The organism is Streptomyces blastmyceticus (genome assembly GCF_039521185.1).
In the GTDB taxonomy this organism is placed as follows: domain Bacteria; phylum Actinomycetota; class Actinomycetes; order Streptomycetales; family Streptomycetaceae; genus Streptomyces; species Streptomyces blastmyceticus.
In genome coordinates this window covers 1-23,769 of sequence record NZ_BAAABW010000021.1, presented here as the reverse complement: position 1 = coordinate 23,769, position 23,769 = coordinate 1, and the positions used below count along the sequence as shown (strand labels likewise).

At 72.2% G+C, this 23,769-nt stretch carries 18 protein-coding genes; 8 read left to right on the top strand and 10 right to left on the bottom strand.

The genetic code is table 11. The features are described from left to right. Positions 1-14: 14 nt before the first annotated feature. The 4 genes from ABD269_RS18810 to ABD269_RS18795 all read right to left on the bottom strand — a co-directional run bounded on the left by ABD269_RS18810 (position 15) and on the right by ABD269_RS18795 (position 6,151). A complete protein-coding gene (locus ABD269_RS18810) occupies positions 15-1,217 on the bottom strand; it encodes an RNA polymerase sigma factor (RefSeq protein WP_344119250.1) in 1,203 nt (400 codons plus the stop codon). Between the two features lie 224 nt (positions 1,218-1,441). Beyond that, positions 1,442-3,343 (bottom strand): DNA primase, encoded by a 1,902-nt coding sequence (gene dnaG / locus ABD269_RS18805; RefSeq protein WP_344119248.1) that lies wholly within the window; start codon positions 3,341-3,343, stop codon positions 1,442-1,444. A gap of 51 nt (positions 3,344-3,394) precedes the next feature. Beyond that, a complete protein-coding gene (locus ABD269_RS18800) occupies positions 3,395-4,660 on the bottom strand; it encodes an NAD(P)/FAD-dependent oxidoreductase (RefSeq protein ID WP_344119246.1) in 1,266 nt (421 codons plus the stop codon). A 165-nt stretch (positions 4,661-4,825) separates the two neighbouring features. Next, positions 4,826-6,151 (bottom strand): deoxyguanosinetriphosphate triphosphohydrolase, encoded by a 1,326-nt coding sequence (locus tag ABD269_RS18795; protein WP_344119244.1) that lies wholly within the window; start codon positions 6,149-6,151, stop codon positions 4,826-4,828. 149 nt (positions 6,152-6,300) lie between these two features. Between ABD269_RS18795 and ABD269_RS18790 the strand changes: the two genes are divergently transcribed. Beyond that, positions 6,301-6,987 carry a SanA/YdcF family protein gene (locus tag ABD269_RS18790; protein WP_425572922.1) on the top strand — a complete coding sequence of 229 codons (687 nt, stop codon included), beginning with the start codon at positions 6,301-6,303 and terminating at the stop codon, positions 6,985-6,987. A 7-nt stretch (positions 6,988-6,994) separates the two neighbouring features. Here ABD269_RS18790 and ABD269_RS18785 read toward each other — a convergent pair whose 3' ends face one another. Together ABD269_RS18785 and ABD269_RS18780 are read right to left on the bottom strand one after the other, a co-directional pair. Further along, on the bottom strand, positions 6,995-7,945 hold the full coding sequence (locus tag ABD269_RS18785; RefSeq protein WP_344119240.1) for a trypsin-like serine peptidase: 951 nt from the start codon (positions 7,943-7,945) through the stop codon (positions 6,995-6,997). A 164-nt stretch (positions 7,946-8,109) separates the two neighbouring features. Further along, positions 8,110-8,898 carry a sulfite exporter TauE/SafE family protein gene (locus tag ABD269_RS18780; protein WP_301887573.1) on the bottom strand — a complete coding sequence of 263 codons (789 nt, stop codon included), beginning with the start codon at positions 8,896-8,898 and terminating at the stop codon, positions 8,110-8,112. A 288-nt stretch (positions 8,899-9,186) separates the two neighbouring features. On the opposite strand from ABD269_RS18780, the gene ABD269_RS18775 reads away from it, so the two are divergent. Then, complete coding sequence (locus ABD269_RS18775) at positions 9,187-10,101, top strand: oxidoreductase (protein ID WP_344119238.1); 915 nt, start codon at positions 9,187-9,189, stop codon at positions 10,099-10,101. A 3-nt stretch (positions 10,102-10,104) separates the two neighbouring features. Here the strand turns inward: ABD269_RS18775 and ABD269_RS18770 are convergent, their stop codons facing one another. Next, positions 10,105-10,710 (bottom strand): hypothetical protein, encoded by a 606-nt coding sequence (locus ABD269_RS18770; protein ID WP_344119237.1) that lies wholly within the window; start codon positions 10,708-10,710, stop codon positions 10,105-10,107. A gap of 223 nt (positions 10,711-10,933) precedes the next feature. On the opposite strand from ABD269_RS18770, the gene ABD269_RS18765 reads away from it, so the two are divergent. The 4 genes from ABD269_RS18765 to ABD269_RS18750 all read left to right on the top strand — a co-directional run bounded on the left by ABD269_RS18765 (position 10,934) and on the right by ABD269_RS18750 (position 15,957). Beyond that, a complete protein-coding gene (locus tag ABD269_RS18765) occupies positions 10,934-12,835 on the top strand; it encodes an APC family permease (protein WP_344119235.1) in 1,902 nt (633 codons plus the stop codon). A 78-nt stretch (positions 12,836-12,913) separates the two neighbouring features. Next, positions 12,914-14,173 (top strand): ABC transporter substrate-binding protein, encoded by a 1,260-nt coding sequence (locus ABD269_RS18760; protein WP_344119233.1) that lies wholly within the window; start codon positions 12,914-12,916, stop codon positions 14,171-14,173. Beyond that, on the top strand, positions 14,174-15,115 hold the full coding sequence (locus tag ABD269_RS18755) for a carbohydrate ABC transporter permease (RefSeq protein WP_344119230.1): 942 nt from the start codon (positions 14,174-14,176) through the stop codon (positions 15,113-15,115). Continuing rightward, on the top strand, positions 15,112-15,957 hold the full coding sequence (locus ABD269_RS18750) for a carbohydrate ABC transporter permease (protein ID WP_344119228.1): 846 nt from the start codon (positions 15,112-15,114) through the stop codon (positions 15,955-15,957). The genes ABD269_RS18755 and ABD269_RS18750 overlap by 4 nt, the downstream gene beginning before the upstream one ends. Here ABD269_RS18750 and ABD269_RS18745 read toward each other — a convergent pair. The 3 genes from ABD269_RS18745 to dusB form a co-directional block, all read right to left on the bottom strand. Beyond that, the gene (locus ABD269_RS18745) at positions 15,915-16,943 is read right to left on the bottom strand and encodes an ArsR/SmtB family transcription factor (protein ID WP_301894491.1); all 1,029 of its coding nucleotides are present in this window, start codon (positions 16,941-16,943) and stop codon (positions 15,915-15,917) included. The two genes, ABD269_RS18750 and ABD269_RS18745, sit on opposite strands and share 43 nt — an antisense overlap. Before the next feature lie 442 nt (positions 16,944-17,385). Next, a complete protein-coding gene (gene ppdK, locus ABD269_RS18740) occupies positions 17,386-20,100 on the bottom strand; it encodes a pyruvate, phosphate dikinase (RefSeq protein ID WP_344119226.1) in 2,715 nt (904 codons plus the stop codon). Positions 20,101-20,536: 436 nt separating this feature from the next. Then, entirely contained in the window at positions 20,537-21,679 is a 1,143-nt protein-coding gene (dusB, locus tag ABD269_RS18735; RefSeq protein WP_344119224.1) for a tRNA dihydrouridine synthase DusB, read from the bottom strand. Between the two features lie 86 nt (positions 21,680-21,765). Here dusB and ABD269_RS18730 point away from each other — a divergent pair, with 86 nt between their 5' ends. Both ABD269_RS18730 and ABD269_RS18725 read left to right on the top strand, forming a co-directional pair. Further along, positions 21,766-23,199 (top strand): MFS transporter, encoded by a 1,434-nt coding sequence (locus ABD269_RS18730; RefSeq protein WP_344119222.1) that lies wholly within the window; start codon positions 21,766-21,768, stop codon positions 23,197-23,199. 7 nt (positions 23,200-23,206) lie between these two features. Beyond that, entirely contained in the window at positions 23,207-23,644 is a 438-nt protein-coding gene (locus ABD269_RS18725) for a MarR family winged helix-turn-helix transcriptional regulator (RefSeq protein WP_344119220.1), read from the top strand. The last annotated feature ends 125 nt before the right edge of the window (positions 23,645-23,769 follow it).

Below are 23,769 nucleotides of genomic sequence, written 5' to 3'. Positions count from 1 at the left end.
GAGCCTCGGGCGGCTCAGTCCAGGTAGCCGCGGAGCTGGTCCGCGAAGGCGTGGTCGCGGAGCTTGTTGAGGGTCTTGGACTCGATCTGGCGGATGCGTTCGCGGGTGACGCCGAAGATCCGGCCGATCTCCTCCAGGGTGCGGGGGCGGCCGTCGGCCAGCCCGTACCGCAGCTGCACGACCTTGCGCTCGCGCTCGCCGAGGGTCGACAGGACGGCTTCCAGGTGCTCGCGCAGCAGCAGGAAGGCGGCCGACTCCACGGGTGAGGCCGCGTCGCCGTCCTCTATGAGGTCACCGAGGGCGACGTCGTCCTCCTCGCCGACGGGCGCGTGCAGCGACACGGGCTCCTGGGCCAGCCGCAGCACCTCACTGACCCGCTCCTGGGTGAGGTCGAGCTGGCCGGCGACCTCCTCGGCGGTGGGTTCGTAGCCGCGCTCCTGGAGCATGCGGCGCTGGACGCGGACGACGCGGTTGATCAGCTCGACGACGTGGACGGGGACGCGGATCGTGCGCGCCTGGTCCGCGAGCGCCCGGGACATGGCCTGGCGGATCCACCAGGTCGCGTACGTCGAGAACTTGTAGCCCCGGGCGTAGTCGAATTTCTCAACTGCCCTGATCAGGCCCAGGTTTCCCTCCTGCACCAGGTCGAGCATGGTGAGGCCGCGGCCGATGTAGCGCTTGGCGACGGAGACGACGAGCCGCAGGTTGGCCTCGATCAGGCGGCGCTTGGCCATCCGGCCGAGGACCACCAAGCGGTCGAGGTCCAGGGCGAGTTGGGAGTCGAGGTCGGGGGTGCTGCCCAGCTTCTCCTCGGCGAAGAGACCGGCCTCGACGCAGCGGGCCAGGTCCACTTCCTCGGCCGCGGACAGGAGCGGGATCCGGCCGATCTCGCGGAGGTACTGACGGAAGAGGTCGGAGGAGGGGCCGCCGGTATCGGCGCGGGAGCTCTCGGCGTGCGATGCTTCGTCACCGGCCTCGTCAGCGCGGGACGCCCCGGTGCGCGCGGTGCCGCGCGCGTCCGGTGGCGGTCCCGGTTCGGGGCCGGGCGCGGAGGACGCCTCGTCGGGGAGGCTCTCACAGCCGGGCGGCTCGGCCTGCTGGGGCACGGCCGGGGCCGGCTCCGCCGGAGGCAGGGTCGGTGTCTGGGGCCGGGTCGGGGTCCGGGTCTGCACGGGGGCGACCTCCAAGGTGATCGCTGCCGGTTCGGGGGGTGGCATGCGACGAAGGGGCGGCGGCGGCCGGGCCGCCGTCCGTCCCGTGGTTCAAGGGCGACTTCGCGGAGGTTTCCGGGTCCCTGCGACCGGACCAGGCACCGCCCACCAGTGTGGGGTACGACACAGGTCCGCCACGAGGGGCTTGCGGGCACTTTCTGAGTCCACTCCGTGACCGGGGGTTACCGACGGGTGTCGCGTGCGGCCCGGGAGGTCGAGGCTCGGGAGCGCTACAGCGCAGCGGCGCCGCGGTCCTTCAGTGCCCTGCCGTACTGCTCAAGCACCCACAACTCGTTCTGCACGGCGGCCAGATGGTCCGGCGCGGCCTGTGCGCCCAGGCGGACGAGGCTGCCCTGGACCTCCTTGACGCGCCGCTCCACGGCCCGCAGGCGGACCTGGACCAGCTGCATACCGGCGTAGATCTCGTCCACGCTCTTGTGGCGGATCGCCTCGACGGCCAGCTCGGTGACCAGCGAGCGGACGGTGTCGTCGGGGGCCGCGTCCCGGACGCGGGTGAGGTAGTCGGCGGGGGCGTCGGTGACGCCGCCGGCCTGCTCGATGGCGCAGCGGACGGCCACGTACGGCGCGGCGGTGAACTCGTCCTCGCCGTAGGCGTCGAAGGCGGGGGCGACGAGCTCGGGGCGCTGGAGGGCGAGCTTGAGCAGCTCGCGCTCGGTGAGCTGGGCGGGGCTGCGGAGGTTGAGGGCGGGGCCCCGGGCGCCCCGGGGGGCCGGCGGCCGGGGTGCGGCGGCCGCGGCGGCGCGGTGCGTGCGCCCCTGGTCGGGGCGGTTGCCGCGCTCGCGGGCCCAGCGGGCGAGCTGGCCCACGCGCATGACGACGAACTGGGTGTCGAGGATGCCGAGCAGCCCGGCGAGGCGGACCGCGTACTGGTGGCGGATGGAGCTGTCCTTGATGCCCGCGACGATCGGCGCGGCCTCCTCCAGGGCGGCGGCCTGGCCCTCGGGGGTGTCGGCCTCGTGCCGCTCGACCACGGAGCGGATCGCGAACTCGAAGAGGGGGGTGCTGTCGTCGACGAGCTGGCGCACGGCCTCGTCGCCCCGGTCGAGGCGCAGCTCGCAGGGGTCCATGCCGCCGGGGCTGACGGCGATGTTGGTGCCCGCGGCGAACTTCTGGTCGTCCTCGAAGGCGCGCAGGGCGGCGCGCTGGCCCGCGGCGTCGCCGTCGAAGGTGAAGATGACCTTCGAGCGGGAGTTGTCCATCAGCAGCCTGCGGAGGATCTTGACGTGGTCGGCCGCGAAGGCGGTGCCGCAGGTGGCGATGGCGGTGGTGACCCCGGCGAGGTGGCAGGCCATGACGTCGGTGTAGCCCTCGACGACGACGGCGCGGCTGGTCTTGGCGATGTCCTTCTTGGCGAGGTCGATGCCGTAGAGGACGTGCGACTTGCGGTAGAGGGGGGTCTCGGGGGTGTTGAGGTACTTCGGGCCGTTGTCGTCGTCGCGGAGCTTGCGGGCGCCGAAGCCGATGACCTCGCCGGTGATGTCGCGGATGGGCCACATCAGGCGGCCGCGGAACCGGTCGATGGGCCGGCCGTTGCGGCTGTCCTGGGCGAGGCCGGAAAGGATCAGCTCCTTGTCGCTGAAGCCCTTGCCGCGCAGGAAGCGGGTGAGGTGGTCCCAGCCGGCCGGGCTGTAGCCGACGCCGAAGTGCTGGGCGGCGGCCTGGTCGAAGCCGCGCCCGGCGAGGAAGGCCCGGCCGATCTCGGCCTCGGGGCTGTCGAGCTGGTCGGCGTAGAACTTCGCGGCGTGCTTGTGGGCCTCGACGAGGCGGATGCGCTCGCCCTGCTGGCGGCCCGGGGTGTAGCCGCCCTCCTCGTAGCGCAGGGTGATGCCCGCCAGGCCGGCGAGCCGCTCGATGGTCTCGGCGAAGGAGAGGTGGTCGATCTTCATGACGAAGTCGACGGTGTCCCCGCCCTCCTGGCAGCCGAAGCAGTAGAAGAGCCCCTTGGCGGGGCTGACCTGGAAGGACGGGGACTTCTCGTCGTGGAAGGGGCACAGGCCCTTGAGATTGCCGCCCCCGGCGTTGCGGAGCTGGAGGTATTCGGACACGACGGAGTCGATCGGGACCGCGTCCCGGACCGCCTTCACGTCGTCATCGTTGATCCGTCCTGCCACACGTGAATTCTACGGCCGGGCACCGGCGCTCCCGCCCAGGGCCGACGGTCCTCACGTGGTGATCAGCGAATCCAGCGGCACACCGGGGTCGGCCAGGGCGTCGGCGTCCAGCCGGGTGCCGGAGCGGATGAGGGACTGGATCGTCTCGGTGACATCCCACACATTGACGTTCATGCCCGCGAGCAGCCGCCCCTCGGACAGCCAGAAGGCGATGAACTCGCGCTTGCCGACGTCCCCGCGGCAGACGACCTGGTCGTACGAGCCGGGCGGCGCGTAGCCGGAGTACTCCAGGCCGACGTCGTACTGGTCGGAGAAGAAATAGGGCACCCGGTCGTACACGACCTCCTGCCCGAGCATGGCGCGGGCGGCGGCGGGGCCGCTGTTGAGGGCGTTGGCCCAGTGCTCGACGCGGAGCCGGGTGCCCAGCCACGGGTGCTCGGCGGCGGCGACGTCACCGGCGGCGAAGATGTGCGGGTCGGAGGTGCGCAGCGAGGCGTCGACGGCGATGCCCCCGCCGTCGGCGCGGTCGACGAGGGCGAGCCCCGCGGCCTCGGCGAGGGCGGTGCGCGGGGCGGCGCCGATGGCGGCGAGGACGTCGTGGGCGGGGTGCTCCTCGCCGTCGTCGGTGCGGGCGGCGAGCACCATGCCGTCGTGCCCGGCGATCTCGGTGAGCCGGGCGCCGAAGTGGAAGCGGACGCCGTGCTCGCTGTGCAGGTCGGTGAAGAGCTGGCCGAGCTCGGGGCCGAGGACGGTGTGCAGCGGCGTGGGCTCGGGCTCGACGACGGTCACCTCGGCACCGTAGCCCCGGGCGGCGGCGGCGACCTCCAGGCCGATCCAGCCCGCTCCGGCGATGACGAGGTGGCCGTTGTCGCGGCCGAGGGAGGCGAGGACGCCGCGCAGCCGCTCGGCGTGGGCGAGGCGGCGCAGGTGGTGGACGCCGGCGAGGCCGGTGCCGGGGATGTCCAGGCGGCGGGGCTCGGCGCCGGTGGCCAGCAGCAGCCGGTCGTAGTGGATGCGGGTGCCGTCGCCGAGGCGCACGGACCTGTTCTCGCGGTCGAGGTGGACGGCGGGCTGGCCGAGGTGGAGTTCGATGTCGGCCTGGGCGTACCAGGCGGGCTCGTGGACGAAGACGCTGTCGCGGTCGTCCTGGCCCGTGAGATACCCCTTGGAGAGCGGGGGCCGCTCATAGGGGTGGTCACGCTCGTCGCAGATGAGGATCACCCGGCCGGTGAAGCCCTCCGAGCGGAGGGTCTCGGCCGCCTTCGCCCCGGCCAGGCCCCCTCCGACGATGACGAACGTCTGGTGTGCGTCGACCACTTGCTGCCTCCTCGCTGCCACGCAGTGCGTCTGCGCTACCGCCCCCGGTCGAAAACGCCCGTGCAGAGGGTCCCGCACGGAGTGTGCCGCCGGAAGAGGGACTACCCCGGACGGGTCAGTACCCGCATGGTGCGGGGGAACTGCTCGGATTCTGTGGACATTCGGTCACCCTTTTGCCACAGTCCCCGCCACAGTGAGCCGGGCGCGCAAGGTGCGGGCGGAGGCGTCGGTGAGGGCGGCGATCTGGTCGACGACGGCGCGCAGCCGCCCGGCGTCGTCGTGGGCCGCGGCGAACAGGGTGCGGAACTGCGGGTCGAGACCGTCGGGCGCGCGGGCGACGAGCGCCTCCGCGAGCTCGGCGATGACGACGCGCTGGTCGGCGCGGAGCTTCTCCTGGTCCGGGCGCTGTATCACGAAGCGGTCGGCGACGGCCTTGAGAACGGCGCACTCCAGCCGGGTCACCCGGGGGACGACAAGCTCCGCGCGGTAGCGGGTCAGCGCGCCCGGGCGGTGCCCCCACACGGCGCGGGTGGCGCTCTCGGCGGCGAGGCAGAACCGGCCGATGAGCTGGCTGGTGGCGTCCTTGAGGCGGGCCTGGGCGACGGCGGAGCCGTCGTAGCCGTGCGGCCACCACTCCTGTTCCAGCAGCCGGTCGAGGGCCTCGGCGAGCTCCTCGGGCGCGGCGCCCGGGGCGTAGCGGCTCGCGGCGACGGCGAAGACCTCCTGCCGCTCGGGCCCGGCGAGGAGCACGTTCGGGTCGAGGTGGCCCGCGTGCAGGCCGTCCTCCACGTCGTGGACGGAATACGCCACGTCGTCGGACCAGTCCATGATCTGGGCCTCGAAGCTCTGTCTGCCCTCGGGGGCGCCCTGCCGCAGCCAGGTGAAGACGGGGATGTCGTCCGGATATACCCCGAACTTGCGGGAGCCCTCGTCCGTGGGGTGCCCGCCGCGCGGCCAGGGGTATTTGGTGGCCGCGTCCAGGGCGGCCCGGGTGAGGTTGAGGCCGACGCTGCACAGCTCCCCGTCGCGGGGGACGAAGCGCTTGGGTTCGAGGCGGGTGAGCAGGCGCAGCGACTGGGCGTTGCCCTCGAAGCCCCCGCAGGGCTCGGCGAATTCGTTGAGCGCCTGCTCGCCGTTGTGCCCGAACGGCGGGTGGCCGAGGTCGTGGGCCAGGCAGGCGACCTCCACCAGGTCGGGGTCGCAGCCGAGGGCCGCGCCCAGCTCCCGGCCCACCTGGGCGCACTCCAGGGAGTGCGTGAGGCGCGTGCGCGGGCTGGCGTCCCAGGCCTGGCCGCTGACCCCGGGGGTGACGACCTGGGTCTTCCCGGCGAGGCGGCGCAGCGCGGCGGAGTGCAGGACGCGCGCCCGGTCGCGCTGGAAGGCGGTGCGCCCCGGGCGTTTGTCGGGCTCGGGCGCCCAGCGCTCCAGGTCCGACGCTTCGTATCCGGCGATGCCGGGCTGTTCCTTCGCCATCCGTGCTGAGCCGTTCATACCCCCGACGGTAACCGCCGGGTGTGACAGCAGCGATGGAGCGAGGTCCGGCGGCGGGCGTTCCGGCCGCGCCCGGATGGCGCCGGGAACCGGCCGGGCCCCGGTGGCGTTGATCAATGTCGACGGAAAATCGGCGGAAAGGTGTCGACGTGAGGCTGAGGGGCCGGCTGCGGCTGCCGCGTACGACGGCGGGGCGGCGCCGTGCGCTGTGGGCGGTGGTGGCGGGCTGCCTGCTCGCGCTGGCCCCGGTCACCTGGGTGTACGCCTCGGCGACGCCCCGGGTGCGGGACGCCGGCAGCGTGCCGGAGGCGCCGGTGGCCATGGTCTTCGGCGCGGGGCTGCGGGACGGCGAGCCGTCCCCGTATCTGGCGCACCGCCTCGACGCGGCGGTCGAGCTGTACCGCGCGGGCAAGGTCCGGGTGGTGCTGGTCACCGGTGACAACAGCCGCACGGAGTACGACGAGCCGGACGCGATGCGCACCTATCTGACGCAGCGGGGCGTGCCCGACGGCCGCATCGTCAGCGACTTCGCGGGCTTCGACACCTGGGACTCGTGCACGCGCGCGGTGCGGGTCTTCGGGGTGCGCAAGGCCGTGCTGATCAGCCAGGGCTTCCACATCCGGCGGGCGCTGGCGCTGTGCGGGGCGGCGGGCATCGACGCGTACGGCGTGGGTGCGGCGGCCGACGCGCACGACGTGACCTGGTACGCGGGCGGGGCCCGCGAGGTCTTCGCCTCGGGCAAGGCGGCGGTGGAGGCGCTGGTGCGTCCCGGTCCGCGCTTCCTGGGGCCGCGGGAGCCGGGGCTGGCGCGCGCGTTGGCCTCCGAGGGCCGTTGACCGGCCGCTAACCGCGGCTGGGCTCGCGATTGTTTATGGCGTCGAGGTAGAGCTTGAAGATCTCGTCGTCGTTGACCGGGCTGTACGAGATCTGCGAGCTCGTGTCCCCGTCGGGACCGCCGCCGTTGAGCCCGCCGAGCACCCCCACCAGGTCGCCGGTCTTCGTCTTCTCGTCGAAGTGCATCAGCCACGGGCTGCCCGACGTGCCGGAGAAGAAGCCGTCGCAGCGCATCTTCAGCTGTCTGCGGTCGTCGAGGCGGCTCGTCATGGCCGTGCAGCGGATCGCCTGGTCGGCGGGGTCGTCGTCGGCGTCGGGGTAGCCGATGACGGTGACGCGGTTGGTGTAACCGGGCGTACGGACGAGCCGGTTGGCGCCGGTGACCCGCTCCAGCCGGCGGCCGAGGCTGTCGGGCTTGACGGTGGCGAACGCGAAGTCCAGGTCGGAGCCCTCGCCGGTGTCGGTGCGCCGCGGGTCGACGAAGGTGCGGTCCACCGCCCAGACGCCGTACGGCTGCTTGGCGGCGCCCGTGCGGTAGTCCGGCACGAAGGCGGCGTCGTCGCCGAACGAGCAGTGCCCGGCGGTGATGATGAGGTTGCCCTTGGGGCTGTGCACCACGCTCGCCGTGCAGTGGTGGTCCTTCATGTCCTCGCCGACGTAGAACAGCACGCCGACCGCGGGCACCCCGTCGAAGTGCCGGGCGCTGCCGCTGATCTGCTGGGCCGCGGAGTCGGTGTCCCGGCCGGAGTCCTGGTCGGAGCCGCTCTCCGACGACGCCGACATCCGTGCGGGTCCCCAGAACCGCCGGGCCTCCTCGCTGGACCAGCTGCCGTCCCTGGCATGCCCGCCGGCGCCCTTGGGCACGGCCGCCGCCAGCGTGACGACATAGAGCCCCGCGAGCACGGCCCGGACCCACCGGGCCCGGCGCCACCGGGAGAAACGCACGTGCACCCCCACCACGTCAGGAAGGTAGTCGACAGGCTAACCGCATCCGTCGTTTTCCGGCCCGCGCCAGACTTATTTTCGTACAGCCGAATGACACACGATCGGGCATAAGGCCAGCGTACGAGCGACCTGTGAGCCCCGTTCGGAGGTACCTCCCGGCGTGCCGCGCACCCCGTCCGTCACCCGCCCCACTGGTCGTAGCCCAGCTTGCAGACGAGGGACACCACGACGACGACCAGCACCACCCGCACGAACCCGCTCCCCCGCTTCAGCGCCATCCGGGCACCCACCGCGCCGCCGGCGAGGTTGAAGAGGGCCATGGGGGCGGCCAGTTGCCAGATCACCGACCCCTGGAGCGAGAACGTCACCAGCGCGCCCACATTGGTGCAGACATTGACGATCTTCGCCGTGCCGGAGGCGGTCACCAGGTCCATATGGAGCATCGCGACCAGCGCGAGGACCAGGAACGTGCCGGTGCCTGGGCCTATGAGCCCGTCGTAGAAGCCGATGCCCAGACCCGCCACCAGGATCGCGGTCAGCACCCGGCGGCGCGTCACCGGCACCTCCGACGCCTGCGCCGTCACCCCGAAGGTGGGGCGCAGCAGCACGAAGGCGAGCACCGCCAGGAGGATGGCCATGATCAGGGGGCGCAGCACGGCGCTGTTGATGCCGGACGCGAAGAAGGCGCCCGCCAGCGAGCCGCCGAGAGCGGCGAGGCCGATCCGCAGGGCCCTGCGGAGGTCCAGCGTGGCACGGCGCGCGTAGGCGACGGCCGCCGCGGTCGTACCCCAGATGGCGACGGCCTTGTTGGTGCCGAGGACATGGGCGGGGGCGACCTGCGGCAGCCCGACGAGCAGGGCGGGCAGCTGGATGAGCCCGCCGCCGCCGACCACCGCGTCGACCCAGCCGGCTGCGGCCGCGGCGAGACAGAGAAGAAGGATCGTGGTCAGCGACATGTCAGGGGGCACGGTGCGGATGCTACGGGGCAGGCAAGTCGGTTACGGTGCCGGGTTGGTGACGGCCGGTGGTCACCCACCGGGGGCCTGCCCCCGGACCCCCGAAGCACGCTTCGCGCGCTGTCCTCAAACGCCGGACGGGCTGAAGTGCGCACCCCGGGGGTCTGGGGGCTTGCCCCCGGTTTCGGGAAGGGGCGGGGCTGGGGAACAAGCCGTCCGTACGCCGCCCGGCCGAATCGCGGGGCCCCGCGCACCACTCTCGCCTAGTCTGGAAGCTCCCCACGCGGAGGAACGGTGGACGTGGACGGCTGGAGCGCGAGCGACATCCCCGACCAGAGCGGCCGCACGGCCGTGGTGACCGGTGCCAACAGCGGCATCGGCTACGTCACCGCCCGGGAGCTCGCCCGCCGGGGGGCGAGGGTGGTGCTGGCCTGCCGGGACGCGACGCGCGGCAAGACGGCGGAGGAGCGGATCCGGGCGGAGGCGCCCGGGGCGGACGTCCTGTTCGCCCCGCTGGACCTCGCGGACCTGGCGTCGGTGCGGGCCTTCGCCGCGGAGTTCCCGGACCGTCGGCTCGATCTGCTGATCAACAACGCCGGGGTGATGGCCCTCCCGGAGCGCAAGACGGTCGACGGCTTCGAGATGCAGTTCGGCACGAACCACCTGGGCCACTTCGCGCTGACCGGACTGCTCCTGCCCAGGCTGCGGGCGGCCGGGCGGGGCGCGCGGGTCGTCAGCGTCTCCAGCTGGCTGCACTTCCTGGGCACGGTCGACCCCCGCGACCCGAACATGGAGCACCGCTACCGCCGTTGGGCCGCGTACGGCCGCTCCAAGAGCGCCAACCTGCTCTTCGTGCACGAGCTGTCCCGGCGGCTGGCGGCGGAGGGCTCGCCGGTGCTGGCCGCGGCCGCGCACCCCGGCTACGCGGCGACGAACCTCCAGACCAAGGGGGCGCTGATGGAGGAGCGGGCCTGGCTTGAGCGGCTGTTCGAGCTGCTCAACCGCACGGTGGCGCGGAGCGCGGAGGCCGGCGCGGTGCCCACGCTGTACGCGGCTACGGCGCCGGAGGTGGGGCAGGGCGACTTCTTCGGGCCGGGCGTCCCGAAGAAGTCCCCGCGGGCGCCCTGGACGCGGGATTCCCGGGCCGCCGCGGGGCTCTGGGAGACGTCGGAGCGGCTGACGGGTGTCACGTACGCGTGGTCGCCCCCTCGGTGACGCTCACTCCAGCCCAGCCTCCCGGAGCAGCTCGCGTGCCACCTCGTCGTCCACGCGCCGCGCCACGCACGCCAAGGGGGTCGCCCCCTCGCGGAGCAGGCCGACGGTGCGGGCGCGGCGGGCGCCCGTGTCGAGGTGGTGCCAGAGGAGGGGGTTGTCGACGAGGACCGCGGGGTCCAGTTCGACGCGGGCGCCGCCCGCGTCGCGCAGGATCAGCCGGGGCGTGATGCCGTCGGAACGCCGGACCTGGGTGAGCAGGTCGGTCCGTACGCGCCGCTCGCGCAGCAGCCCGCGCGTGGCCAGCCAGCCCTCCCCCGCGGTGACCCGCTGCGGCATGAGCACCGCGAGGAGGAGGGCGCCGAGCGCCACCCAGCAGCCGCCGCGGAACCCGTCGAGGGCGCCGCGGGCGAGGTCGATGAGGGTGAGGGCGCCGGTGAGCGCCACGCCCGAGTACCACGCGGCCCGCGCCTCGCGCCGCCAGTTGCGGTCGTGGGCGAGGACCGCGCCGCCCGGCGGGGACACCGCCCGGGGCCGTTGCCGCTCGCGGCCGCCGCGGAGCCGCAGGGCGTGTCCACCACTTTGTACCCGCAAGGGCTGTCGCCGTCCCATGGTGGTGACGCTAGGACCGCCGGGCCGACGGGTCGTCAGGTGTTGATGCCACGCTGACGCCGGGCGGCCGAACCCTGACGGGTCGCTGACACCTCCTCAGCCCGGCCCGTCAAGAACGCGTGAAGATCCCGCCGAACGGCGCCAAGAGACCGCCAAGACCGTGCGCGGGCGGCCGAAGCCGGGCGCACGCTGGCCGTCCCACGTCACGGAGGTACGACAAAAGATGTCCATGGTGGCCAATACGGACGAGCGTGCCGGGGCCGAGGAACCGCCCGATACCGGGGCCGCGCGCCCGTCCACGGAGGACCGGCACCGGCTGACCGCCACCCAGGGCCTGGCCGCCCTGTCGCTCGACGCGATGGCGTCCGTCGCCTACGGGCCGGAGTCGATCGTGCTGGTGCTGGCGGCGGCGGGGGCGTACGGCCTCGGGTTCACGCTCCCGGTCACGCTCGCGATCGCGGCGCTGCTGGCCGTGCTCGTCGCCTCGTACCGGCAGGTCATCGCGGCCTTCCCGGACGGCGGCGGTTCGTACGCGGTCGCCAAGCGGCACCTGGGGCGGCGCACCAGCCTGGTCACCGCCGCCTCCCTGGTGCTGGACTACGTGCTGAACGTGGCGGTCTCCGTGACCGCCGGCGTCGCGGCCCTCACCTCCGCCTTCCCCTCCCTCTACGGCGACCGGCTGTGGATCTGCCTGGCCGTGCTGGCCCTGGTCACGGCCGTGAACCTGCGCGGCATCGTGGAGTCGGCCAAGTGGTTCATGGTGCCGACCGCGGTGTTCGTCGGCTCGATCCTGACGATGATCGTGGCCGGGCTGCTGCGGAACGCCCCCGCGAGCACCGAGGCCGCCACCGGGCACGCGTCCGTGCTCGCGGGCAACGCCACCGCGGTCGGCGCCCTGCTCCTGCTGAAGGCGTTCGCCGCGGGCTGTTCCGCGCTGACCGGCGTGGAGGCCGTGGCCAACGCCGTGCCGTCCTTCCGCGCCCCGGCCACCCGGCGGGCGCAGCGCACCGAGGTCGCGCTGGGCGCGCTGCTCGGCGTGATGCTGATCGGCCTGTCGGTGCTCATCGGCCGCTTCCACCTCCAGCCGGTCGAGGGCGTCACCGTCCTCGCCCAGCTCGCGGACGCCTCGCTCGGCCACAACTGGGCCTTCTACGTGGTGCAGTTCGCGACCGTGGTGCTGCTGGCGCTGGCGGCGAACACCTCCTTCGGCGGGCTGCCCGTGCTGATGGGCCTGCTGGCCCGGGACAACTACCTGCCGCACGTCTTCGGCCTCAAGGCCGACCGCCAGGTGCACCGCCACGGGGTGCTGGCGCTGGCCGCCGTGTCCGCGCTGCTGCTGCTCTTCTCCGGCGGCGACGTCAACACCCTGGTGCCGCTCTTCGCGATCGGCGTCTTCGTCGGCTTCACGATCTGCCAGGTCGGCATGGTGCGGCACTGGCGGCAGGAACGTTCTCCCAAGTGGCGCGGCAAGGCGCTGCTCAACGGCTTCGGCGCGCTGCTCACCGGCGTCTCGGCCGTCGTCGTCACCGCGACGAAGTTCGAGGAGGGCGCGTGGCTGATCGTCCTCGCGCTGCCGCTGATGGTGCTGGTCTTCGAGGCGGTCCACCGCGCGTACGGGCGGATCGGCGACCGGCTGGGGCTGGGCCGGGTGCCGGAGACGCCGCGCCGCTGCCACTCCCTGGTCGTCGTGCCGGTGTCCTCGCTGTCCCGGCTGACCAGCAAGGCCCTGACCGCCGCCGTGTCGCTCGGCGACGAGGTGGTGGCGGTGACCGTGGCCCAGCCCGACGCCGAGGGCCGGCGGGCCGCCGAGTCGCTGCGCCGCGACTGGGAGCTGTGGGACCCGGGCGTCGACCTCGTCGAACTGCCCGCCCCCGGCAGGTCCCTGGGCGGCCCGATCGTCGCCTATGTGCGCGAGCTGTCCGACCGGCACCCCGACAACCGGGTCACGGTGCTGATCCCGGAGGTCGAGCCCGCACACGTGTGGCAGCGGCTGCTGCAGAACCAGCGCGGCGCGGTCGTCGCCCACGCCGTCCGCCGCGACACCGACGCGGTGATCTGCCGCCTCCGCTTCCGCCTCGGCGCCGAGCCGCCCACCATGGCCGGAAAGCGCGCCACGCGCAGGTAACGCCTCTGTCGTAATCCCCCGCCATCGTTGATCGTTGAGCCGTACGGTCACGGCCGGCACAGCGAGGGGACGGGCGAAATGGCGATCAGCCGCAGACGACTCCTGACGGGCGGCGGCGCGCTCGCGCTGACAGGCGGGCTCGCCGCCGCGTGCGGTTCCAACACCGGGCGCGGCGGCGGGGGTTCGAAGGCCGCGCTGTCGCAGTGGTACCACCAGTACGGCGAGCCGGGCACCGAGCAGGCGGTGCGGCGGTACGCGGGGGCGTACAAGGACGCCGACGTGCGGATCCAGTGGCGGCCCGGCGCCTACGACCAGCAGGTCGCGGCCGCGCTGCTGACGGACTCGGGGCCCGATGTGTTCGAGTCGGACGGGCCGACGCTGGACCAGATCCGCGGCGGCCAGGTCGTCGACCTCACCGATCTGGTCGCGGGCGTGCGCGCCGACTTCCACCCGGCGGCGCTCGCGCCCAAGACGTACGACGGCCGGGTGTGGGCGGTCCCGCAGGTCGTCGACACCCAGCTGCTCTACTACCGCAAGAGCCTGCTGGAGAAGGCGGGGGTGCGGCCGCCGCGGACCCTGGACGAGCTGGTCGACGCGGCGAAGCGGCTCACAAACTCCCGCACCAAGGGGCTGTTCCTGGGCAACGACGGCGGCGCGGGCGTCCTCGGTGGCACTCCGCTGTACGCCGCGGGGCTCTCCCTGGTCACCGACGACGGCAGGGCCGGTTTCGACGACCCGGCCGCGGCCCGCACCCTCGGCAAGATCCACCGGATGTACGCCGACAAGTCGCTGCTGCTGGGCGCGCCCGCGGACTGGTCCGACCCGTCCGCGCTGGTGCAGGGGCTCACCGCGATGCAGTGGTCCGGGCTGTGGGCGCTGCCGCAGGTGCGCAAGGCGCTGGGGGACGACTTCGGGGTGCTGCCCTTCCCCGCGGACGGCCCGTCGGGCAAGCCGGCCGTGCCGGTCGGCGCGTTCGGCTCGGCGGTGAGCACCCGCAGCGGGCGGCGGGACGCTGCCAAGGCGTATGTGAAGTGGCTGTGGGTAGACCGCACCGACTATCAGGAGGACTTCGCGCTCTCCTACGGATTTCACATACCGGCCCGTCTGTCGCTCGCCGCGAAGGCGGGCCGGCTGAAAGAAGGCGCGGCGGCCGAAGTGGTGCGCTTCACAGCCGATCACGGTTACGCGCAGCCCCTGTTGTGGACGGTGGCGAGCCGAACCGCCTATCAGGACGCCCTCAGCCGCATCATCAAGGACGGCGCCGACCCGGAGCGCGAGCTGCGCGGGGCCGTGAGCACGACGGAGGACGAACTCCGGCGCGTACGGAAGAAGTCCTGAATGGCCGCCCCCGGCAGCACACGCCGCCGCTCCACCCCACGCGAGCGGAATCAGACCCTCTGGTTCTGGATTTTCGTCGGTCCGTTCGCGCTCGGCCTCGCGCTCTTCACCTATGTGCCGCTCGCCTGGAGCGTCTGGCTCAGCTTCTTCGACGCCCACAACACCGTCTCGCCGACGGACTTCGTCGGCCTCGACAACTACACGGCGGTGCTGGGTGAACCCGCTTTCCGCTCCGCCCTGGTGACCTTCACGGTCTTCACCGCCTTCATCGTCCCGGCCACCTACGCCCTGTCGCTCGGCCTGGCGCTGGCGGTGGGCCGGCTGCGCTTCGCGCGCGCATTCTTCCGGTCGGTTTTCTTTCTGCCGACCGCGTGCTCGTATGTCGTCGCGGCCCTGGTCTGGAAGCTGTCGATCTTCAACGGGGTGCGGTTCGGGCTGGCCAACACCGTCCTCGGCTGGTTCGGCGCCGACCAGGTCGCCTGGCTGTCGACCACCGACCCGCCCTGGTACTGGCTGGTCCTCGTCACCGTGCGGCTCTGGCTCCAGACGGGCTTCTACATGGTGCTCTTCCTGGCCGGGCTCCAGCGCATCCCGCCCCAGCTGTACGAGGCCGCCGCCGTCGACGGCGCCCGGCCCGGCTGGCAGACCTTCCGGCACATCACCTTCCCGGCGCTGCGCGCCACGTCGGTCGCGGTGGTGCTGCTGCTCGTCATCAACGCCTTCCAGGCGTTCGACGAGTTCTACAACCTCCTCTCGGACGCCCGCGGTTACCCGCCCTACGCCCGGCCGCCGCTGGTCTACCTCTACTACACGGCGCTCGGGCAGGGGCAGAATCTCGGCCTGGGCAGCGCGGGGGCCGTGGTCCTGGCGCTGATCATCGCGGTCGTGACGGTGGCACAGGCGCGCTGGTTCGGCCTGGGCAGGCGGGAGGCGGAAGGGTGAGGCAGACGGACGACGCCCTCGTACGGGCGGGGCGGGCGCTGCGGCTGGTGCTGCTGATCGCGCTGGCCGCGCTGTTCCTGATCCCGTTCTACCTCCTGCTGCGGAACGGGCTGGCCACGGAGAAGGACATCACCGCGCCGGGCTGGACGTTCTTCCCGCGCGAGCTGCACTGGTCGAACCTGCGGGAGCTGTTCGACGACCCGAACGTGCCGATGGCGCACGCGCTGCTGAACTCCACGCTGATCGCGGTGGCGACCACGGCCGGCACCCTGCTGCTCGCCTCGCCGGCCGGCTACGGCCTGGCCCGGATCCCCTACCGCCACGCGAACGCGGTCTTCTACGCGGTCCTGGGCACCCTCATGGTCCCGGCGGCGGTCACCTTCGTGCCGTCCTTCGTGCTCGTCTCCTCGCTCGGCTGGATCTCCACGCTGCGCGGGCTGATCGTGCCGACGCTGTTCAGCGCCTTCGCCTGCTTCGTCTTCCGCCAGTACTTCCTGGGCTTCCCCCGCGAGCTGGAGGACGCCGCCCAGGTGGACGGTCTCGGCCCGTGGCGGACGTACTGGCGGATCGTGGTGCCCAACGCGCGCCCGGTGTTCGCGGCGGTGGGCACGATCGTCTTCATCGGCGCCTGGAACGCCTTCCTGTGGCCGCTGGTCATCGGCCAGGACCGCGACGCGTGGACGGTGCAGGTCGCCCTGTCGACCTTCACCACGGCGCAGACGGTCAACATCCACGAACTGTTCGTCGCCGCGGCCGTGTCGATCGTGCCACTGCTGCTGGTCTTCCTGCTGCTCCAGCGCTACATAGTCGCCGGGGTGGAGCGTTCGGGGATCGACGGCTGAGGGCGGCGCGGCTGCGGGGCGCGGTGGCCGCCGCGCAGCAGGGCGGCGCCCAGCGGCGTCAGGGTGTGCATCACGGCGCTGCCGTTGCGCAGGGTCAGCACCAGGCCCGCCTCGCGCAGCACACCGGCGTGCTGGCTGGCCGAGGCCGCCGACACCCCGACGCGGCGGGCGAGTTCGCTGGTGGTGCAGCCGCCGCCGATGGAGCCGAGCACGGCCGAGCGGGTGTGGCCGACGAGCTTGCCCAGCGACCGCGGCGGGGCGTCCACGGGCGGCCCGGACTCCGACAGGTGCCGGACGGGGTAGACGAGCACGGGCGTCAGGTCGGGGTTCTGATACGTGACCGGCGTCCGGCGGCAGAAGAACGAGGGGACCAGCAGCAGGCCCCGCCCGTTGAGGTGGACGTCGCGGTCCACCGGATAGTCGGCCTCCAGCACGGGCGCCCGCCAGCGCATCATCGGCGGCAGCGAGGACAGCAGCGCGTCGGCGCCGCCGTCCAGCAGGGCCCGGCCGCGCACCGCGCGGTCCCCCTCTATCTGCGCCTGTATGTGGCTCCAGTAGGGGGCGATGGCCGCCTCGTGGTAGGCGTGCAGGGCACCCGTCAGCTTGGCGAAGGCCCGGGAGTCGCCCTCCGCCATGGATCGTATCCAAGCGGGGAGCGTACGGACGGTGGAGAGCCGGCCCAGCTCCCGGTGCACCCGGTCGGGCGGCGTCTCGCGCAGCGCCTGCATGCCCGAGTCCAGTCCCAGTACGCCTTCGGGGGGCGTCAGGAAGTCCGGAAAATAGCCGCGGGAGGGAACCAGCGGGGCGAGAAGCCGAGTTTCACCATTCAACCTGGCCCGGGTTTCCGACCGCCAATCTCCGAAGATCGACTCGCCTTGTTTGTCCCGGAGCCGGTGCAGACTCAAAACGGTTTCCCAGAGTGCGTCCGGGTCTCCGGCCAGGCGCAACCGGGCCAGATCGAGTCCAGTGAAATGGACGCGTAGCACCAAACCCCCACATGAGACATCCGCAACCACCCCCCGCTCACTGAGTATGCACACCGATACGAGCTGTTACCACGTCCTTTTGGCCACAGTTGAAAGGACTCGCGGGGAACGTCGCGGAAGCGAAATGCTATTCACGCACTCAGGGCTGCTCCCGCTCGTTCCCGTGGGGGGTGGCGAGCGAAAAAGCGGCCGCTGAGTATGCGAGTTGCCGCCCGAGCCGATGCGGGCGGCAACAACTCCCGGTGGGGGAGTAAAGAGGGGCGGCGCTCCCGCACGGGCGCCGCCCCTTCGCCATGCGGCGGGCGTCCGGGTGGTGGGGCACGCCCGCGTTACGTGCGGGTTACCGCTCGGGGGCTCCGCCCCCGTACCCCCGGACCATACGACGGAGCCGCCGCCGGGGCCGAACATCAAGGCCCCGGCGACGGCTCCGACGTCCGTCAGGTCAGCGGCTGTCGCTGCCCCCGCCCAGAGCCGCCGCCCGGCCCGCCTCGAGGCGTGCCACCGGGATGCGGAACGGCGAGCAGGAGACGTAGTCCAGGCCCACCTCGTGGAAGAAGTGCACCGACTCCGGGTCGCCGCCGTGCTCGCCGCAGACGCCGAGCTTGAGGTCGGGGCGGGTGGCCCGGCCGGCCTTGACGGCCGAGCGGACGAGCGAGCCGACGCCGTCCTTGTCGATGGTCTCGAAGGGGCTGACGCCGAAGATGCCCTTCTCCAGGTAGGCGGTGAAGAAGCTCGCCTCGACGTCGTCGCGGGAGAAGCCCCACACGGTCTGGGTGAGGTCGTTGGTGCCGAAGGAGAAGAACTCGGCGGCCTCGGCGATCTGATCGGCCGTCAGCGCGGCGCGCGGCAGCTCGATCATCGTGCCGATGGTCAGCCGGAGTTCGGTGCCGGTGGCGGCCTCGACCTCGGCGATGACCCGGTCGGCCTCCTCGCGGACGATCTCCAGCTCCTGGACCGTGCCGACCAGCGGGATCATGATCTCGGCACGCGGGTCGCCCTTGGCGTTCCTGCGCTCGGCCGCGGCCTCGGCGATGGCCCGTACCTGCATGGCGAACAGGCCGGGGATGACCAGGCCGAGCCGGACGCCGCGCAGGCCCAGCATCGGGTTCTGCTCGTGGAGCTTGTGCACGGCCTGCAGGAGGCGCAGGTCGTTCTCGTTGGCGTCCTCGCGGGCCTCGGCGAGCGCGACGCGCACCGACAGCTCGGTGATGTCGGGGAGGAACTCGTGCAGCGGCGGGTCGAGCAGGCGGACCGTGACCGGCAGGCCGTCCATGGCCTCGAAGAGCTCGACGAAGTCGGTCTTCTGGAGCGGCAGCAGGGCGCCGAGCGCCTCTTCGCGCTCGCCGTCGGTGTCGGCGAGGATGAGCCGCTCGACCATCTCGCGCCGCTCGCCGAGGAACATGTGCTCGGTGCGGCACAGGCCGATGCCCTGGGCGCCGAAGCGGCGGGCGCGGGCGGCGTCCTCGGCGTTGTCGGCGTTGGCCCGTACGCGCAGCCGGCGCATCCGGTCGGCGTAGGCCATCATCCGGTGGACGGCCTGGACCAGCTCGTCGGCGTCGTCGGCACCCGCGTGCATGCGGCCCTCGAAGTACTCGACGACCGGGGACGGCACGACGGGGACCTCGCCGAGGTAGACCTTGCCGGTGGAGCCGTCGATGGAGACTACGTCGCCCTCCTCGATCACCACCCCGCCCGGCGCGGTCATCCGGCGCCGCTTGGTGTCGACCTCGAGCTCCTCGGCGCCGCAGACACAGGTCTTGCCCATGCCGCGGGCGACGACGGCGGCGTGCGAGGTCTTGCCGCCGCGCGAGGTGAGGATGCCCTCGGCGGCGATCATGCCGTTGAGGTCGTCGGGGTTGGTCTCGCGGCGGATCAGGATGACCTTCTCGCCGGACCGGGACCACTTCACGGCGGTGTAGGAGTCGAAGACGGCCTTGCCGACCGCGGCGCCCGGGGAGGCGGCGATGCCCCGGCCCAGCAGGTCGGCCTTGGCCTTCTCGTCGAAGCGGGGGAACATCAGCTGCGCCAGCTGGGCGCCCGTCACGCGCTGGAGCGCCTCGGCCTCGTCGATCAGGCCCTGGTCCACCAGCTGGGTCGCGATGCGGAAGGCGGCGCCCGCGGTGCGCTTGCCGACGCGGGTCTGGAGCATCCAGAGCTTGCCGCGCTCGATGGTGAACTCGATGTCGCAGAGGTCCTTGTAGTGCGTCTCCAGCGTCTCCATGATCTGGATCAGCTGGTCGTACGAGGCCTTGTCGATCCGCTCCAGGTCGGCGAGCGGCACGGTGTTGCGGATGCCCGCGACGACGTCCTCGCCCTGCGCGTTCTGGAGGTAGTCGCCGTAGACGCCCTGGTGGCCGCTGGCGGGGTCGCGGGTGAAGGCGACGCCGGTGCCGGAGTCGGGGCCGAGGTTGCCGAAGACCATCGAGCAGATGTTGACGGCGGTGCCCAGGTCGCCGGGGATGCGCTCCTGACGGCGGTAGAGCTTGGCGCGTTCGGTGTTCCACGACTCGAAGACGGCCCTTATGGCGAGGTCCATCTGCTCGCGCGGCTCCTGCGGGAAGTCCCGGCCGGTCTCCTTGGAGACGATGTCCTTGAACTCCGCCACGAGCCGCCGGAGGTCCGCGGCGTCGAGGTCGATGTCGGTGGTGACGCCCTTGGCCCGCTTGGCCTCGTCCAGCGCCTCCTCGAAGAGCTCGCCGTCGACGCCGAGGACGGTCTTGCCGAACATCTGGATGAGGCGGCGGTAGGAGTCCCACGCGAACCGCTCGTCGCCGGCCTGGGCGGCGAGCCCGGTGACCGAGGCGTCGGAGAGGCCGATGTTGAGGACGGTGTCCATCATGCCGGGCATGGAGAACTTGGCGCCCGAGCGGACGGAGACCAGCAGCGGGTCGTCGGCCTGGCCGAGCTTCTTGCCCATCCCGGCCTCGAGGGCCTCGAGGTGGGCGGATACCTCGTCACGCAGTGCCGCGGGCTCGTGGCCGCTGGCGAGGTAGACCTTGCACGCCTCGGTGGTGATGGTGAAGCCGGGTGGTACGGGCAGGCCGAGGTTGGTCATCTCGGCGAGGTTGGCGCCCTTCCCGCCGAGCAGGTCCTTGAGGTCCTTGTTGCCCTCGGTGAAGTCGTAGACGAACTTCTGGCGATCTTGGGTTTCCGGCACGGGACTCGACTCCTCACTGGGGTCCCCCCGTACACAGGTGAGGGGAAGGCTGCTCAAACGATGCTGACGGCGGGGAGCGTACCCAGATCGAAGGCTTTTGAGGAGGTCCACTCCACGGTCATAGGGCCGTAACCACCCGTCTGCCAGCAGATCGAAAGTCAAGGCCCGGAAAAGAGGCCGGAACCCGCTCGTTCAACACTTGAACCAAGGATGACAAGCCGGAGGCGTGAGGTCACGCAGCGTCGACGAATCAAGAGGTGAGTCATCAACTAATGAATACAAGAAGGGTGGCACCCAGTGCCACCCTTCAGAAAGGTACCGCCGCTTTCCAGCCGCTCATCTGAGCGCCCCCATGATCAGAGGTGGCGAGAATCACGCTGCCCGACCGCGGGAATCGGGGCTCCGCCCCGGACCCCGGAACGCGCTCCGCGCGGTGTCAGCCGCCCGACGTGTCGAGCTCCGCGTCCGCGCTCACGGACGCGCAGTCGTACGGGTCGTCGAGCCACCCGTCCGGCAGGACGACCCGGTTGCGCCCGGACGTACGGCCACGGGGCCCGTCCGCGCCCAGCGGCCAGGACTGGTCGCCGTCGACCTCGCTCAGAAGAGCGGCCAGCTCGGCCAGGGAGGAGGAGACGGCCAGCTTCTTGCGCAGGTCGGAGCCGACCGAGAAGCCCTTGGTGTACCAGGCGACGTGCTTGCGGAAGTCGATGACGCCGCGCTCCTCGCTCTCCAGCCACTCCCCCAGCAGCTCCGCGTGGCGCACCATGACGCGGGCGACCTCCTTGAAGACCGGCGCCGCGGGCGCGCCGCCGCCCTCGAAGGCGGCCACCAGGTCGCCGAAGAGCCAGGGCCGGCCCAGGCAGCCGCGGCCGACCACGACGCCGTCGCAGCCGGTCTCGCGCATCATGCGCACGGCGTCCTCCGCCGACCAGATGTCGCCGTTCCCGAGGACCGGTATCTCGGTGACGGTCTCCTTCAGCCGCGCGATGGCGTCCCAGTCGGCGGTGCCGCCGTAGTGCTGGGCGGCCGTGCGGCCGTGCAGCGCGATGGCCGTGACGCCCTCCTCGACGGCGATCCGCCCGGCGTCGAGATAGGTCATGTGGTCGTCGTCGATGCCCTTGCGCATCTTCATCGTGACGGGCAGCGAGCCGGCGTTGCCGACGGCCTCCCGCAGGATCGAGCGCAGCAGGTTCCGCTTGTACGGGAGCGCCGAGCCGCCGCCCTTGCGGGTGATCTTGGGGACCGGGCAGCCGAAGTTGAGGTCGACGTGGTCGGCGAGGTCCTCGTCCACGATCATGCGGACGGCCTTGCCGACGGTCTCCGGGTCCACCCCGTAGAGCTGGATGGAGCGCGGCTTCTCGGTGCCGTCGAAGTGGATCAGGCGCATGGTCTTGGCGTCCCGCTCGACCAGGGCCCGGGTGGTGATCATCTCGCTGACGAAGAGCCCCTTGCCGCCGGAGAACTCCCGGCACAGCGTGCGGAAGGGTGCGTTGGTGATCCCCGCCATGGGGGCGAGCACCACCGGCGGCCACACGGTGTGCGGGCCGATCTGGAGGGGCGTGGCGGCGTCGTTCGTCATGCCACTCATTGTCGCGTACCCATCCGCCCCATTTAGTTGTACTCTTTAAATCATTAGAGGAATACAACTATCCGAGGTGCTGCCGCATGCCAGAGCTCTCCCGCCGCCGACGGCTGCTCGTCCTGGCGATCTGTTGCACGAGCCTGCTGATCGTCAGCCTCGACAACACGATCCTCAACGTGGCGCTGCCGTCGATGCAGAAGGAGCTGCACGCCTCGGTCTCCGGCCTCCAGTGGACGATCGACGCCTACACCCTCGTGCTGGCCTCGCTGCTGATGCTGGGCGGCTCGACCGCCGACCGGATCGGCCGCAGACGGATATTCCAGGTCGGCCTGACGCTCTTCACCGCCGGATCCCTGCTGTGCAGCCTGGCCCCCGGGCTCGGCTGGCTGATCGCCTTCCGGATGGTCCAGGCGGTCGGCGGCTCGATGCTCAACCCGGTCGCGATGTCGATCATCACCAACACCTTCACCGACCCGAAGGAACGGGCCCGCGCGATCGGCGTGTGGGGCGGTGTCGTCGGCATCAGCATGGCCGCCGGGCCCATCGTCGGCGGCGCGCTCGTCGAATCGGTCGGCTGGCGCTCGATCTTCTGGATCAACCTGCCGGTCGGGCTGCTCGCCCTGGTCATGACCGCCCGCTTCGTCCCCGAGTCCCGCGCCCCGAAGCCCCGCAGGCCCGACCCCGTCGGCCAGCTGCTGGTGATCGCGCTGCTCGGCTCGGTGACCTACGGAATCATCGAGGGCTCCGCCGCGGGCTGGACCTCACCGCTGATCCTCGGCTGCTTCGCGCTCGCCCTCGGCTCGCTCGCCGGGCTGCTGACGTACGAGAGGAGGCGGCACGAACCGCTCGTCGAGCTGGGCTTCTTCCGCAGCGTGCCCTTCAGCGGGGCCACCGCGATCGGCGTGAGCGCCTTCGCCGCGCTCGGCGGCTTCCTCTTCCTCAACACCCTCTACCTCCAGAACGGGCGCGGCCTGTCCGCCCTCCACGCCGGGCTGTTCATGCTGCCGATGGCCGCCATGACCCTGGTCTGCGCCCCGCTGTCGGGCCGCCTGGTCAGCGCGCGCGGCCCCCGGCTGCCGCTCGTCCTGGGCGGTACGGCGATGACGGCCAGCGGCCTGATGTTCGCCGCCTTCGACGCGCAGTCGACCGACGCGGCGCTGTTCACGGCGTACGTCCTCTTCGGCATCGGCTTCGGCCTGATCAACGCCCCCATCACCAACACCGCCGTCTCCGGCATGCCGCGCTCCCGCGCCGGGGTCGCCGCCGCGATCGTCTCCACCAGCCGCCAGGTCGGCCAGTCGCTCGGCGTCGCCGTGATCGGCGCGGCGGTCGCCGCCGGGCTGCAGCTCACGGGCTGGTGGATCATCGCCGCGTGCGGACTGGCCGTCCTGCTGCTCGGTACGATCACCACCGGCCGCTGGGCCACCGGCACCGCCGAACGCGCCGCCGCCCGCCTCGGCCCGGGCAGCACGCGACCGGCCGCCGCCTCGCTCCCCACCAGATCAGGATCCCGGTGACACCACCATGACCACGCACGACACCACCTCGGCGACCGCCGAGCGCGCCTGGGCGAACCTCCGGGAGATCGTCCTGGGCGGCAACGAACGGCGCAAGGACGTCGTCGAGGCGCTCGGCATGAGCTTCTTCCGCGTCAAGGCGCTGCGCCGGATCGCCCGGGAGCCGGTGACCCTGCGGGAGCTGGCCGACCAGCTGCTGACCGACCGCCCGTACGCGACGCTGGTCGTGGACGACCTGGAGAGCCGCGGCCTGGTGGAACGCACGGCGAACCCGGCGGACCGGCGGTCGAAGATCGTGTCGGTGACGGAGGCGGGCCGCGCCGCGGCGGAGCGGGCGAATCGCATTCTGGGCACGCCGCCGGCGGCACTGCTGGCACTGCCGCCGGATGATCTCGCTTTGCTGGACCGGATCACTGCGCGGCTCACCGGCGGCGAGGAGCTCTGACCTGGGGCTTCGCGGTCGGGCTCCGCCCCGGGCCCGTGCTCGGGTGCGGCCCGGCGGGCTTGTTCCCCAGCCCCGCCCCTTCCCGAAACCGGGGGAAACCCCCGGACCCCCGAAGCGGCTGCGCC